The organism is Achromobacter sp. MUI-25009338 (assembly GCF_057359325.1).
On record NZ_CM170627.1, the window covers coordinates 1,067,222 to 1,081,231 of the forward strand.

Below are 14,010 nucleotides of genomic sequence, written 5' to 3' on the forward strand. Positions count from 1 at the left end.
GGCAAATAAAATATTTTCTTTTTAAAAATATATATATTTGCTATGCTGCCGCTGCAATGATCGCGCAGACGATCCCTGATGGCGACCGGCCGTCGCCCGTACATCGAGGAGATGAATGTGAAATGCCTTTCCATCATGGCCATGGCCGCGTCGCTGGCAGTCGCGCCGTTCGCCCAGGCCGCCCCGCAGCGCCCGCCCAACGTGCTCGTCATCCTGGCCGACGACCTGGGCTACAACGACATCCAGCCCTTCGGGCAGGACATCATCCAGACCCCGGCGCTGAACCAGCTGGCCGCCGAGGGCATGCGCTTCACCAACTACCACGTCAATCCCACCTGCTCGCCGACCCGCGCCCAGCTGCTGACCGGCGTGGACAACCACCTGGCCGGCATGGGCTCGATGGGCGAGTACTACGCACCCGAGATGGACAAGTACCCGGGCAACTACATCGGTTCCCTCAATGACCGGGTCAAGACCATCGCCGAAGTGCTCAAGGACCGGGGTTATGCGACCTTCATGGCCGGCAAGTGGCATCTGGGCGGCAAGCCCGAACAACTGCCGGCGGCGCGCGGTTTCGAGAATTCGTTCGCGCTGATCAACCCGGGCGGCAGCCATTGGGACAACAAGGGCCTGCTCGCGGTCCAGCCGCGCACGCGCTTCGTCGAGAACGAGAAGACGGTGCCGCGCGACACGGGGGAGTTTTCCTCCAATCTCTATACCGACAAATTCCTGGGCTACATGAAGTCGGCCGAGGATGCGGGCAAGCCTTTCTTCGGCTATCTGGCGTTCCAGGCCGTGCACGATCCGCTGCACGCGCCGGCGGCCGACGTGGCCAAGTACCGCGGCAAGTTCGCCCGCGGCTATGACGAGCACCGCGAGACCATGTACAAGAACATGCTGCGCGCGGGCGTGGTGCCCGCGGGCACCAAGATGTCCGAGACCACGCCGCTCTTCAAGCCCTGGGACCAGCTGACGGCGCAGGAGCGGGCGCACCAGGAGCGCCTGATGGAGATCTACGCGGGCATGGTGAGCAACCTGGACAGCAACATCGGCCGCGTGATCGACCAGTTAAAGCGCAGCGGCCAGTACGACAACACCGTAATCATCTTCTTCTCCGACAACGGGCCTTCCGGCGCCTACATGGATTTCTATCCGGGCAACAAGGACGGCAGCTGGATCGCGAAGGAGTTCGACACCTCGTTCGACAACATGGGCGCGCCGGGCTCGTTCGCCGGCCTCGGACCGGGATGGGCCTATGCGAGTTCGGCGCCGTTCCGGCTGTTCAAGCTGTTCATGAGCGAAGGCGGGACGATTTCCCCGCTGATCGTGAAGGGCTCGATGGTGGCCAAGCGCGGTTCGATCAACGACGGCTACCTGGCGGTCGAGGACATCTTCCCCACCATCACGGCCATCACCGGCGCGGCGCGCGGACAGGAGCGCGACGGGGTGCCGCTGGCGCCGCTCAAGGGGGTGTCGTTCCTGGATGTGCTCGAAGGCACGGCCACGTCGGCCCGGCCTGCGGATTTCGAACGCGGCGGCGAGCTGTTCGGCAACAAGGAATACCGCCAGGGCAAGTGGAAGCTGAGCTGGATACCCAAGCCGTTCGGCGCCGGCCAGTGGCAGCTTTTCGATACCGAGGCCGATCGCGGCGAAACCACGGACCTTGCCTCGCGGCAGCCGCAGCGCGTCAAGGAAATGGCCGCCAAGTACGAGGCCTGGGCCCAGGCCAACAGGGTGATCCGCTGGGACACCGATTACCTGGACAGGGAGCTGTTCGGCTACTTCGACTGGCGCAAGAACATGCCCCGGCAGGTCGTCATTCCCGCCGAGCGCTAGACGGAGCCACGCGATGAAGATGTCCATGCGCCTGGCGGCGGCCGGCGCGATCGGCGCGGCGGCGGTGGCGGCGGGCTGGCTGGCCATTGCGGCCGGCCCCCAGCCCGGGCAGCCCGGCGACGGGCGCAACGCCCCGCCCGACATGGTGTGGGTGCCGCCGGGCGAATTCCTGATGGGTTCGGACAGCAGCCGCGCGCAGGCCAACGAGCGGCCGGCCCACAAGGTGCGGCTGCCGGGATACTGGATCGACCGCCACCACGTCACCAACCGCGACTTCGCCCGCTTCGTGGCGGCCACCGGCTACGTCACCACCGCGGAGCGGGCGCCCGACTGGGAGACGCTACGCGCCCAGCTGCCGCCCGGCACGCCGCGTCCGCCGGCTTCGGCGCTGGTGCCGGGCGCGCTGGTGTTCGTCGGCGCCGACAAACCGGTGGACCTGCGCGAATATGCGCGCTGGTGGCGTTACGCGCCGGGCGCGAACTGGCGCCATCCGCAAGGCCCCGCGTCCGATCTCACGGGCAAGGAAGACCACCCGGTGGTGCAGGTTTCGTACGAGGACGCCCAGGCCTACGCGGCCTGGGCCGGCAAGCGCCTGCCGACCGAAGCGGAATGGGAATATGCGGCGCGCGGCGGGCTGGATCAGGCCAGCTACGCCTGGGGCGGGGTGCTGCAGCCCGAGGGCAAAAGCATGGCCCGCACCTGGGATTCGGCCCAGCCTTTCCCAATGCAATCGCCGAAGATCATGCCGGGCACCGAGCGGGTGGGCGCGTATCCGCCCAACGGCTACAACATCCAGGACATGGCCGGCAACGCCTGGCAGTGGGTGGCCGACTGGTACCGCCCCGATGCGTTCGCGCGCCAGGCGGCCAAGGGCGGGGCGATTTTCGACCCTGCCGGTCCGCAGGCCTCGTTCGACGCCACCCTGGTCCGGCCGGACGCGCCGCAGCGCGTCATCCGTGGGGGATCGTTCCTGTGCAGCGAAACCTATTGCGAAGGCTACCGCGTCAGCGCGCGGCAGGGGCAGGACCCGTACAGCAGCGCCGCCAACGTCGGCTTCCGGCTGGCGCTGAGCGCGGGCCAGTGGCGGGGCGGCCGGTAGGCCGCGGATCAGGCCGCGCCGCGGCCGAACCGGCTGTGTTCCAGCACCAGCGCGGTGGTGATGCGCAGGTGCTCGGCCAGGAGCGCGCAGGCCAGGTCGGCGTTCTTGGCCAGCGCCGCCTTGGCGATGGCCTCGTGCTCGGCATGCACGTCGCGCGCGCCGGCTTCGTTCTGTCCCATCACGGACAGGTTGCGGTAGCGCGAGGTCTGGTCGCGCAGGATGAGCGAGAACCGCAGGCTCCATTTGGACGGGCAGGCCGACAGCAGCGCCTCGTGGAAGGCGTCGTGCTCGGCTTCCCATTGCGGGTCCAGTCCCACGCCGCTGGCCGCCATCATGGACTGGCGCTTGAGGCGGTGCAGCGCCGCCATGACGCGGCCTTCCCATTCGATGTCGCCGTGCGCGATGGAGGCCCGCAGCGCATCGCATTCGATGCGCTGGCGCGTCTGCGTGATGTCCAGCAGTTCCTCGCGCGAGGTCTTGGCCACGCTGAAGCCGCGCTGGTCTTCGGCGTTGACGAAGCCGCTGGTCGCCAGGCGCGACAGCGCCTCGCGCAGCGGATTGACGCCGGTGTCGTAGCGTTCGGCGAGCTCTTTGAGCTTGAGCTTGGCGCCGGGCAGCAGGCGCCCGGCGATGATGTCGTCGAGGACGGTATCGGTCAGCAGCGAGGCCTGCGTACGCTGCTGGGTTGCGGCACGGGCGGGCTCGCCGCCTGTCGGGTGGCTCATTGGTGGGGGTATCCGGATTGGGTTACGGGGATTCTACGCTCGGCCATGAAAGTAGACAAACCAAAAAATATATATTTTTCTTGCTTTGTAGATAAAACTGCCTATACTGGCCTGCAAGGATGGAGCCCGACGCTGCGTAGCCCATCCCGTGCGGCGCCGCCCTGCCGCGGCGCTCTTTGCGCGGCGCTCTTGCGGTCATCAAGGACATCATGAAACTCATACGCTTTACCCACAACAACGAGCGTCACCTCGGCATTCTGCGGGGCGACGAAGTGGTCAGCCTGGGCCGGCACGAGGTGCTGGACCTGCTGCGCCAGGGCGTGGACCTGGCCGCCTTCGCCAAGGAACGCGCCGCGGGCGGGCGTCCGATCCCGCTGGCCGAAATCGGCTACCTGCCGCCGCTGGACAACGCCGGCAAGATCATCTGCATCGGCCTGAACTACCGCGACCACACGGCCGAAAGCAAGTTCGAGCAGCCCGACTATCCGACCGTGTTCAACCGCTTCAACAGCAGCCTGATCGCGCACGGCGACCCCATGATCCGGCCCAAGGCCTCGGACTCGCTGGACTACGAAGGCGAGATGGCGGTGGTGCTGAACGGCGGCGGCCGCTACATCTCCAAGGCCGACGCGCTGAAGTACGTGGCCGGCTACTCGGTCTTCAACGACGGCTCGGTGCGCGAATACCAGTTCAAGTCGCCGCAATGGACCGTGGGCAAGAACTTCGACGGCACCGGCGGCTTCGGCCCCGTGCTGGTCACGCCCGACGAACTGCCCGCCGGCGGCAGCGGCCTGGCGCTGGAGACCCGCCTCAACGGCAAGGTGGTGCAGTCGGCCAACACCCGCGACATGGTGTTCGACGTGGCCACGCTGATCTCGGTCCTGAGCGAATCGTTCTCGCTGGAAGCCGGCGACGTGATCGTCTCGGGCACGCCCTCGGGCGTGGGCTGGGCGCGCCAACCGCGCCTGCTGATGCAGGACGGCGATGTGTGCGAGGTGTTCATCGAAGGCATCGGCACGCTGACCAATCCGGTTCGGCTGGAGCGCTGAGCCGCGCGCGGGCCCGGCGCGCCGGGCCGACGAAAAAAGGACGGAGACATTCCAATGAAAGAACTCAGAACCCCCGTGCTGGTCGTGGGCGCAGGTCCGGCGGGCCTGAGCGTGACGGCGCTGCTGGCCAAGTACGGCATTGAAACGCTGACGGTCACGCGCTATCCCGGCACCGCCAATTCGCCGCGCGCGCACATCACCAACCAGCGCACCATCGAAGTGATGCGCGACCTCGGCATCGAGGACCGCGTGCGCGCCCAGGCCACGCCCAACTTCCAGATGTCGAACAACGTCTGGGCCACCAGTTTCGCCGGCAAGGAACTGGCCCGCCTGCAGACCTGGGGCACGGGCGGGGAGCGCAAGGCGGACTACGAAAAAGCGAGCCCCTGCGAGATGTGCAACATCCCGCAGCACATCCTGGAGCCCATCATCCTGGGCGCGGCGCGCGAGCATGGCGCGCATTTCCTGTTCAACACCGAACTGACCTCGATCGCGCAGCAGGGCGACGAAGTCGTGGCGCACCTGGTCGACAAGCTCAGCGGCGAGGAAATCCGCGTCATCGCGCAATACGCGGTGGGCGCCGACGGCGGCAACAGCATCGTGGCCCGGCAGCTGGGCTTCGAGTTCGACGGCCAGATGGGCCTGGGCGCGGCGGTCAGCTGCTGGCTGGAGGTGGACCTCACGCCCTACGTGCAGCACCGCCCCGGCGTGCTGTACTGGATGACCGAACCCGGCAACACCTACTGGTTCGGCAGCGGCACCTTCGTCTGCGTCAAGCCGTGGAACGAATGGATCATGCTCTACATGTACGACAAGGAAAAGGGCGAGCCGGACCTGAGCGAAGCGGCCATCATCGCCCATGCCCGCAGCGTGATCGGCGTGCCCGACATCCAGGTCAGGGTCAAGTCGGCCAACAAGTGGCAGATCAACCATATCGCCGCGCGCCAGATGAGCAAGGGCCGGGTGTTCCTGGCCGGCGACGCGGCGCATCGCCATCCGCCGGCCAACGGGCTGGGCACCAATACCTCGATCCAGGACGGCTTCAACCTGGCCTGGAAACTGGCGATGGTGCTCAAGGGCCAGGCCGGCCCGCAACTGCTGGAAACCTATTCCCAGGAACGCCAGCCGGTGGCGCGCGGCGTGGTCGACCGCGCCATGAAATCGGTGCAGGACATGAAGGCCATCGCCGACGCGCTGGGCTTCATTCCCGGCCAGAGCGCGCAAGAGGGCTGGGCCAATATCGACGAACTGTTCGGCGACACGCCGCGCGGGCGCGAACGCCGCGCCCAGCTGGATGCGGCGGTGGAATTGCAGAACTACCAGTTCAATTGCCACGGCGTCGAACTGGGTCAGGTCTACGCCTCGTCCGCGGTGGTGGCCGACGGCAGCAAGCGCAAGCCCTTCGAGCGCGACGCCGAGCTGTACCACCAGCCCACCACCTTCCCCGGCGCCTCGTTGCCGCATGCATGGGTCGAGCTGGACCGGCGCCGCGTCTCCACCCTGGACCTGGTCGGCCATGGCCGCTTCACCCTGCTGCTGGGCCGTTCCGACGCCGTGTGGCGCGAAGCCGCCGAGGCGGTCCGGCAAACCCTGGGGCTGGACCTCGCGGTCCACACCATCGGCGCCGGCTGCGAAGTGGCCGACGTCTACGGCGCCTGGGCGCGCCTGCGCGAAGTCTCCGAGTCGGGTTGCGTGCTGGTCCGCCCGGACCGCCACGTCGCCTGGCGCGCCGATTCCGCGCCCACGGCCGAAGCCGCCCGCGCGCAATTGCTGGAGGTGTTCGCGCGCGTCGTGGACCGGGCTTCCGTCCCGCAGCCGGCGCTCGCATAATCGAAACCAGTCGGTCCCGAGGAGACAAGAATGTCGTTCAACAAGCCTGACTCAGCCCGCTACGGCGTGCACTCGATCGATCATTTCGCGCTCCAGGTCCCCGACCTGGAGCAGGCCGAACGCTTCCTGCGCGCCTTCGGCCTGGAGGTCGCGCACGCCGGCGGCGCGCTGGAGCTGCGCTGCGCGGGCGACGACCATTGCTGGTCGCGCATCGTCGGCGGCGGCCCCAAGCAGCTGGCCTATCTGAGCCTGAACTGCTATGAGGACGAGTTCGACGCCATCCGCGAGCAGGCGCTGGCCGCCGGCGCGCGTCCCGCCGCGCCCGGCGCGCATGGCGAGTCCGGGGGATTCTGGTTCCTGGACCCGGACGGCAACCTGCTGCAGCTCAAGCCCGGCCCCAAGACCAGCCCGGACACCAAGAGCCGCAATGCCAGCGTGCAGGTGGCGCCGGGCCAGCGCGGCTCGGCCGGGCGCGGCAAGCGGTCGCGCGCGCGGCCGGCGCGCCTGTCGCACGTGCTGATGTTCACCACCGACATGGAGCGCTCGCTGCGCTTCTACAGCGACGCGCTGGGGCTGTACCTGTCCGACCGCTCGCGCGACATCGTGGCCTTCATGCACGCGCGCCACGGCTCGGACCATCACCTGGTCGCCTTCGTCAAGGACGCGGCCCGCGGCTGGCACCACAGCGCCTGGGACGTGCCCGGCCTGGAGGACGTGGGCTGCGGCGCCGAGCAGATGCGCGACGCGGGCTACAAGGAAGGCTGGGGCGTGGCCCGCCATACGCTGGGCTCGAACTACTTCTATTACGTGCGCGATCCCTGGGGCTCGTTCTGGGAGTACTCGGCCCACATCGACTACGTGCCGGCCGGTTTCGACTGGCCCGCGGGCGACTACCCGCCGGAAGACGCGCTCTACATGTGGGGGCCGGAAATGCCGGCCTACTTCGTGCAGAACACGGAAAGGCAGTAAGCGTTCAGGCCGGGGCGCGCCAGCGCCCCGATGCCGGGTCGACTTCCACGCGCGCGCCGCCCCGGCGCACCTGTTCCTCGTCCTGCGGCGCATCGACGTCGAAAACAATGCCCAGCGCCTGCGCGACGCCGGGCGCCTCGACCGGCAGCTCCCAGGTCAGGAACAGCTGCGACAGGTCCGCGCCGCCGGCGAAGTCCGACTCGCGGAACCGGTCGCGGCCGCGCGGCACCACGGCGTGCGGCTGCGCGGTGTCGAAAATCATGGCCGTGCCGCGCGCCAGCGCGATCCGCTGGCCGCTGCCCGGAAAGACCACGTCCAGCCCCTTGTCCTCGCTCAGGAACAGATTGCAGAAGACCGCGTCGCCGTACTGCCCGGCGTCGTGATGAAAGCGCGCGCCGCGGCACGCCATCAGCGCCATGTCGGCCTCGTCCAGCGCCGCCGCCAGTCCCAGCGCGGCGGTCCAGCCGCGCATCGCATCCAGGCACAGCCCGAAGCCGGGCCAGCGCGCCCGCGTGCGGGCCAGCGGCATCTGCTCGACGTCGCCGGGCTCCAGGCACAGCCGCGTCGCGATCTCGCGCTCCCAGTCCGCCGCCGCCCGCGCCGGCGCGGGCGGCACGTCCAGCGTGGCCGTCAGCGCCGCGGCGGCCACGCCGCGGCTGCGCATGGCTGCGCCGCTCAGGTAATGGACGGCGAGGGAGTCGGGGGCGCGGTTCATGGGGAGCGATGGGGAGGTGGCAGCGGCCAACCATAGCATTGCCTGGCCGCGGCGGCGGCGATGACCGGCCGGCGGACGCCGGACGCGCCGTTTGCGCGCAAACCGAATACAGTGCTGGGCAGGCCCGGGCGCGGTTGCCGCGGGCGGCATTTCACAGCACAGATCAGGAGACGGCATGGATACGGTAGGCAAGACAAACAGCGTGCGCGAGCGCGTCGGCGAGGCGGAATGGCAGGTGCGCAAGGATCTGGCGGCGCTGTACCGGCTGGTGGCGCTGTTCGGCTGGGACGACCTGATCTTCACGCACATCACCGCCAAGGTGCCCGGCACCGAGCACTTTCTCATCAATCCCTACGGCATGATGTTCGACGAGATCACGGCGTCCAGCCTGGTCAAGATCGACCTGCACGGCCGCAAGGTGATGGAGTCGGAGTACGACATCAATCCCGCCGGCTTCACCATCCACAGCTGTATCCACGCGGCCCGCAAGGACGCGATGTGCGTGCTGCACACGCACTCGATCAACGGCGTGGCGGTCTCGGCGCAGAAAGAAGGGCTGCTGCCGCTGTCGCAGTTCGCCTTCATCGTGCTGCGCTCGCTCAGCTATCACGATTACGAGGGCCTGGCGCTCAACCCGGACGAGCAGCCGCGCCTGGTGCGCGATCTGGGCAGCAACAACTACCTCATCCTGCGCAACCACGGCCTGCTGACCGTGGGGCAGAGCATGGCGGAGGCGTTTCAGGCCATGCACCGCCTGGAAGCGGCCTGCATGGTCCAGGTGCGGGCCCAGGCCGGCGGCGGCGAACTGACCCACATTCCGCCCGAGGTGCTGGCGCGCGCCGCGGTCGAATCGCCGGCCGACCGCGCCCACAAGGCGGCGCTGGCCTGGCCCGGGCTGCTGCGCCGGCTGGACCGCCGCAACCCCGGCTACGCGGAGTAGGGCGGCGGGACGTCATTACGACATCACGACATCATGATGTCTTGATGTTATGATGCCGGCATGCCCAATGAAACCGACTACGCCCCGCTCTACGCCCGGGTCGAGAACGCGCTGGCCGCGGAAATCGCGGCCGGCGGCCTGCCGCCCGGCAGCCAGCTTCCACCCGAAGACGGCCTGATCGCCCGCTTCGGCGTCAGCCGCACCACGGTGCGCAAGGCGATCGAACACCTGGTGGCCCGCGGGCTGGTCGAGATCCGGCGGGGCAGGGGCACGTTCGTGGCCGAACCCAAGCTGACCCAGCCGCTGACGGGGCTGAGCGGCTTCGTGGAGGACATGGCGGCGCTGGGCCGCCACGCCACCGCGCGCCTGCTGGACAAGCGGCCGGTGCCGGCCTCCGAGGCCGTCGCCCGCCAGCTCGGCGTGGCGCAGGGCACGCAGGTCTACCGCATCGAGCGCGTGCGCCTGGCCGACGGCGTGGCCATGTCGTTCGACGAAACCTATCTGCCGCTGGAGATCGGCGAGCAGGTGGCCAGCAACGACCTGGAAGCCGAGCCGATTTTCGACCTGCTGGAGCTGCGCTACGCGCTACCGCTGATCGAGGCGCAGTACCAGCTCGAAGCTGTCACCGCCGACGCGCACGTGGCGCAGGCGCTGGGCGTGCCGCCCGGCAGCCCGATCTTCCTGATCGAGCGCACGTCCTACACCGAGGGCCAGCGGCCCGTCGACTACGAAAAACTCTATTACCGCGGCGACCTGATCCGGTTCTCCACCCGCCTGGCGCGCGCGCCCCGCCGGCCATGACGGACAGCGCGCAGATCCTCTGGCTGTTCGCCGCGGCCTTCGGCGCCAGCGCGCTGGGCGGCGTGCTGGGCATGGCCAGCGGCATTTTCATCGTGCCCATCCTGACGCTGCTGTTCGGCGTGGACATCCACGTGGCCATCGGCGCCAGCATCGTCTCGGTGATCGCCTGTTCCTGCGGCAGCGCCGCGCCGTTTCTGAAGGGAAGGCTGACCAACGTGCGGCTGGCCATCGTGCTCGAAACCGCGACCACGCTGGGCGCGCTGACCGGCGTGTTCCTGATCGGCATCGTGCCCACGGCGTTCCTGTACGGCCTGTTCGCCGTCATCCTGGCGCTGTCGGCGCAGCAGATGCTGGCGCGCCGCCGCGAGGTCGCCGCGGTCGCCGCGCCCGGGGCCGCGAGCTGGGCCACCGCGCTGCGCCTGCATTCCAGCTTCCCCGACAGGGCGCTGGGCCGCGAGGTGCATTACCAGGTCGGCCGCGTGCCGCTGGGGCTGTCGCTGATGTACGCGGCCGGGCTGGTCTCGGCGCTGCTGGGCATCGGCTCGGGCGTGCTCAAGATTCCGGCGATGGACGCCGCGCTGCGGCTGCCCATCAAGGTGTCCTCGGCCACGTCGAACTTCATGATAGGGGTGACCGCCGCGGCCAGCGCGGGCGCGTATTTCGTGCGCGGGGACATCGACATCGGCATCGCCGGCCCGGTGGCGCTGGGCTCGGTGGCCGGCGCGCTGGCGGGCGCGCGCGTGCTGCTCGGGCTGCCGGCGGACAAGCTGCGCCTGTTCTTCGTCATCGTGCTGGCGCTGCTGGCGGTGCAGATGCTGCTGAGCGCGTTGGGCGTGTCTTTTCCGGGAGGCGCGGCATGAGCGCTGCGACGGACCTTCAGGCGCGGCGCGACCGCCGCATCGCGGCGCTGCTCTGGTACGGCACCTGGGCGGCCTCGGCCTGCATCGCCATCGGCATGGCGCTGGACCTGCTGCTGCCGGCCGGCGGCTACCGGCTGGTGCAGGCCGGCGTGGCGCTCTTCATCCTGCTGCCGGTGGCGCGGGTGGCGCTGATGCTGGCGATCTTCCTGCGCGAGCGCGATTACGCCTACAGCGCGATCTCCGCGCTGGTGCTGCTCATCATCGCGGCCGGCGTGCTGTTCGGCCTGCGCTGAAGGCCGGCGCGGCCGGTTTTCCTATAATCCCCGGGCGCCTTTTTCCTTCCAGGACGGATACATGCATTCCATCACCCCCCAGGATGTCTACGTGCCCACCAGCCAGGGCCGCCTGTTTGCGCGGCGCTGGGACCCGGCCGGCGCGCAGGACGCCGGCGCGCCCATCGTGCTGATGCACGACTCGCTGGGCTGCGTGGAGCTGTGGCGCGACTTTCCCGAACAGCTGGCGCAGGAGACCGGGCGCAGCGTCATCGCCTACGACCGGCTCGGCTTCGGCCGCTCGGACCCGAACGACGCCGTCTTCGACCCCGGCTTCGTCGAGGCCGAGGCGCGCGACGGTTTCCGCCTGCTGCGCGAGGCGCTGGGCATCGGGCCGTTCGTGGCCTTCGGCCACAGCGTGGGCGGCGGCATGGCGATCTGCAGCGCGGGCGAGTACGCCGCCGATTGCCGGGCCCTGATCACCGAGTCGGCGCAGACCTTCGCCGAAGACCTCACGCTGTCCGGCATCAGCGCCGCCAGCCGCAACTTCGCCGAACCCGGCCAGCTGGACCGCCTGAAGAAGTACCACGGCGAAAAGGCCGCCTGGGTGCTGCGCGCCTGGGTCGATACCTGGCTGTCGCCGGCGTTCGCCGACTGGAATCTCGACGCGCGCCTGCGCCAGGTTCGCTGCCCGGTGCTGGCGCTGCATGGCGAGCTGGACGAATACGGCTCGCGCCGGCATCCCGAGCGCATCGCGGAACTGACCGGCGGGCGCAGCGTGCTGCTGGAGAACTGCGGCCACGTGCCGCACCGCGAACAGAGCCGCATCGTGCTGGACCTGGTCGGCCAGTGGCTGAAGGCCTAGGCCGGCCGCGCGTCCCAGGTCCGGTCGTCGATCAGGCCGCGCACCACCTGCCGCAGCGTGCCGGCCACGCTGCGCGCGGCGGCGTCGCCCAGCACGCTGCGGCGCTGCGCCAGGCAGATTGAGCGGGTGAAGGTGGGCGACAGCCGGCGTGTGGCCAGCGCGCCTTCGCGCACCTCGCGGGCCACGGCGCAGGGCGCCAGCAGGCTGAACCAGGCGCCGGTCCTGAGCAGCTGGATCAAATAGGCGCCGGCGTCGATTTCTATGCCCACGTTGAGCGCGGTTCCGTGGCGCAGCGCGTAGTCGTCGAGCGCGGCGCGGATGCCGTGGCGGCGCGACGAGATGGCCAGCGGATAGTCCGCCAGCGCCGCCACGGACACGGTCTTGCCGGCCTTCAGGCGCTGCGGCACGCCCACCAGGTGCATGTCCTCGTGCGCGATGGGCTCGCTGTGCACGCCGGACGTGGAAGGCCGGTCGAACACCAGCGCCAGGTCCAGCTCGCCGGCCAGCAGCCAGCTCCAGAGATAGCCCGAGAACCCGTCCACCACCCGCAGCCGGATGCGCGGATAGTCCTGCGACAGCCGCGCGATCAGCGGCAGGGCCAGCACCGCCGCCGCGGAAGCCGGCAGCCCGATGGAGACTTCGCCCTGCGGTTCCTGGGCGCTGCCGCGGATGTCCTCGAACGCGGCCTGCGTGCGGCCCACGATGTCGTAGGCGCGCGCCAGCAGCTCGACGCCGGCCGGCGTGGGCGCGACCCCGCGTATGTCGCGTTCCAGCAGTTGCGCGTCCAGCGCCGCCTCCAGCTTCGCCATGGTCACGGTCAGGGCCGGCTGCGCGATGTGCAGCCGGCGCGAGGCGGCCGAGATGCTGCCTTCTTCGCAGACCGCGATAAAGGCGATCAGGCGGGGGATGTCGAGCTGGCGGGCGTTGTGCATGGGGCGGCAGGGTGGAGGAAGGCCATAATTCAGAAATATGGCGGTATAGGGTAAAGATATTTTACGGATAGGGGACGCGGCGGCAAACTGCGGTCCGATACGTTGTTGCCCGGAAGAAATCCCCATGTCCCAAGCAAGCCTGGCCCCGCAGTCCGGGGCCGAACTGCCGCCGCTCAAGTCGATACGCGGCTTCCATGTCGGCGGGTCGATCGTCGAACTGAGCGACGCGCCCGCGAGGACGCTGCAATCCGTGCCCGGCCTGGAGGCGCGCGCCTCCGACCCCAACGGCCGCCACGCGGTCGGCCAGCTGTACGTGCAGCATTTCGCGCTGGCGCGGCCGGCCCATCCCTATCCGGTGTTCCTCTGGCACGGCGGCGGCATGACCGGCTGCACCTGGGAGCAGACGCCGGACGGCCGCCCCGGCTGGCACGACTACTTCATGCGCGCGGGCTACGACACCTACGTCAGCGACGCGGTCGAGCGCGGGCGCGCTTCCTGGCCGGCGCCGGAGCTCGTGGCCGGCGGGCAGGCCGAGCACCGCAGCATCGAGCAGGCCTGGGATCTGTTCCGCATCGGCGAACCCGGCGCGGCGCAGGGCTATCCGGGCCAGCAGTTTCCGGCCGATTGCATGCCGCAGCTGGCGCGCCAGTTCGTCGGCCGCTGGGTGAGCAACCGCGAGCGCGCCATCTCCGCGTATGCCGAGCTGCTGGGCCGCGCCGGGCCGGGCGTGGTGATCGCCCACAGCGAGGGCGGGCGGCTCGCGCAAAGCGTGCTGCAGGCCGTGCCGGACCGCATCAAGGCGCTGGTGCTGGTGGAGCCGGCCGGCGGCGTGCAGGCCGACGCCGCGGCGTTCGCGCGCATGGCGGCGGTGCCGGTATGCGTGCTGTGGGGCGACTACTTCGACCGCAGCCCGCTGTGGCGGCGCTACCGCGAGCAGACCGACGCCTGGCTCGACGGCCTGGCGCGGGCCGGCGGCAGCGTCACCCGGATGGACCTGCCGGCCCTGGGCATCGCCGGCAATTCGCACCTGCCGATGATGGACCGCAACAACGCCGAACTCGCCGCCATGCTGGACGCGTGGATCCAGGACACCAACAACGATTCCATATGAACAGGA

At 69.5% G+C, this 14,010-nt stretch carries 14 protein-coding genes; 11 read left to right on the forward strand and 3 right to left on the reverse strand.

Annotation, left to right across the window (positions count from 1 at the left end; all coding sequences use genetic code 11):
• The first annotated feature begins 117 nt into the window (after window positions 1-117).
• Complete coding sequence (locus AC1IQ6_RS04880) at window positions 118-1,836, forward strand: arylsulfatase (protein ID WP_246842446.1); 1,719 nt, start codon at window positions 118-120, stop codon at window positions 1,834-1,836.
• Window positions 1,837-1,855: 19 nt separating this feature from the next.
• Window positions 1,856-2,935 carry a formylglycine-generating enzyme family protein gene (locus tag AC1IQ6_RS04885; RefSeq protein WP_485866552.1) on the forward strand — a complete coding sequence of 360 codons (1,080 nt, stop codon included), beginning with the start codon at window positions 1,856-1,858 and terminating at the stop codon, window positions 2,933-2,935.
• Between the two features lie 8 nt (window positions 2,936-2,943).
• On the opposite strand, the gene AC1IQ6_RS04890 is transcribed toward AC1IQ6_RS04885, so the two are convergent.
• On the reverse strand, window positions 2,944-3,660 hold the full coding sequence (locus tag AC1IQ6_RS04890; protein ID WP_102773856.1) for a GntR family transcriptional regulator: 717 nt from the start codon (window positions 3,658-3,660) through the stop codon (window positions 2,944-2,946).
• Window positions 3,661-3,869: 209 nt separating this feature from the next.
• Here AC1IQ6_RS04890 and AC1IQ6_RS04895 point away from each other — a divergent pair, with 209 nt between their 5' ends.
• The 3 genes from AC1IQ6_RS04895 to AC1IQ6_RS04905 are packed head-to-tail and all read left to right on the forward strand — an operon-like array spanning window position 3,870 to window position 7,508.
• A complete protein-coding gene (locus AC1IQ6_RS04895; RefSeq protein ID WP_485865966.1) occupies window positions 3,870-4,709 on the forward strand; it encodes a fumarylacetoacetate hydrolase family protein in 840 nt (279 codons plus the stop codon).
• 54 nt (window positions 4,710-4,763) lie between these two features.
• A complete protein-coding gene (locus AC1IQ6_RS04900) occupies window positions 4,764-6,539 on the forward strand; it encodes an FAD-dependent monooxygenase (protein ID WP_102773855.1) in 1,776 nt (591 codons plus the stop codon).
• A gap of 30 nt (window positions 6,540-6,569) precedes the next feature.
• Window positions 6,570-7,508 carry a VOC family protein gene (locus AC1IQ6_RS04905; protein WP_485865967.1) on the forward strand — a complete coding sequence of 313 codons (939 nt, stop codon included), beginning with the start codon at window positions 6,570-6,572 and terminating at the stop codon, window positions 7,506-7,508.
• A 4-nt stretch (window positions 7,509-7,512) separates the two neighbouring features.
• Here AC1IQ6_RS04905 and AC1IQ6_RS04910 read toward each other — a convergent pair whose 3' ends face one another.
• On the reverse strand, window positions 7,513-8,223 hold the full coding sequence (locus AC1IQ6_RS04910) for a hypothetical protein (protein ID WP_111825752.1): 711 nt from the start codon (window positions 8,221-8,223) through the stop codon (window positions 7,513-7,515).
• A 175-nt stretch (window positions 8,224-8,398) separates the two neighbouring features.
• Here AC1IQ6_RS04910 and AC1IQ6_RS04915 point away from each other — a divergent pair, with 175 nt between their 5' ends.
• From AC1IQ6_RS04915 to AC1IQ6_RS04935, 5 genes are all read left to right on the forward strand, one after another.
• Complete coding sequence (locus AC1IQ6_RS04915; RefSeq protein WP_102773852.1) at window positions 8,399-9,163, forward strand: class II aldolase/adducin family protein; 765 nt, start codon at window positions 8,399-8,401, stop codon at window positions 9,161-9,163.
• A 60-nt stretch (window positions 9,164-9,223) separates the two neighbouring features.
• On the forward strand, window positions 9,224-9,964 hold the full coding sequence (locus tag AC1IQ6_RS04920; protein ID WP_102773851.1) for a GntR family transcriptional regulator: 741 nt from the start codon (window positions 9,224-9,226) through the stop codon (window positions 9,962-9,964).
• Window positions 9,961-10,824: a sulfite exporter TauE/SafE family protein gene (locus AC1IQ6_RS04925; RefSeq protein ID WP_111825751.1), complete on the forward strand. Its 864-nt coding sequence runs from the start codon at window positions 9,961-9,963 to the stop codon at window positions 10,822-10,824. The genes AC1IQ6_RS04920 and AC1IQ6_RS04925 overlap by 4 nt, the downstream gene beginning before the upstream one ends.
• A complete protein-coding gene (locus tag AC1IQ6_RS04930) occupies window positions 10,821-11,117 on the forward strand; it encodes a DUF1634 domain-containing protein (RefSeq protein WP_102774157.1) in 297 nt (98 codons plus the stop codon). The genes AC1IQ6_RS04925 and AC1IQ6_RS04930 overlap by 4 nt, the downstream gene beginning before the upstream one ends.
• Before the next feature lie 61 nt (window positions 11,118-11,178).
• Window positions 11,179-11,961, forward strand: coding sequence for an alpha/beta fold hydrolase (locus AC1IQ6_RS04935; RefSeq protein WP_102773850.1), 783 nt, complete (start codon window positions 11,179-11,181; stop codon window positions 11,959-11,961).
• Here the strand turns inward: AC1IQ6_RS04935 and AC1IQ6_RS04940 are convergent.
• Window positions 11,958-12,893, reverse strand: coding sequence for a LysR family transcriptional regulator (locus AC1IQ6_RS04940; protein WP_168202174.1), 936 nt, complete (start codon window positions 12,891-12,893; stop codon window positions 11,958-11,960). The genes AC1IQ6_RS04935 and AC1IQ6_RS04940 overlap by 4 nt on opposite strands.
• Window positions 12,894-13,017: 124 nt before the next feature.
• Here AC1IQ6_RS04940 and AC1IQ6_RS04945 point away from each other — a divergent pair, with 124 nt between their 5' ends.
• Entirely contained in the window at window positions 13,018-14,004 is a 987-nt protein-coding gene (locus tag AC1IQ6_RS04945; protein ID WP_485865968.1) for an alpha/beta hydrolase family protein, read from the forward strand.
• Window positions 14,005-14,010: the final 6 nt, after the last annotated feature.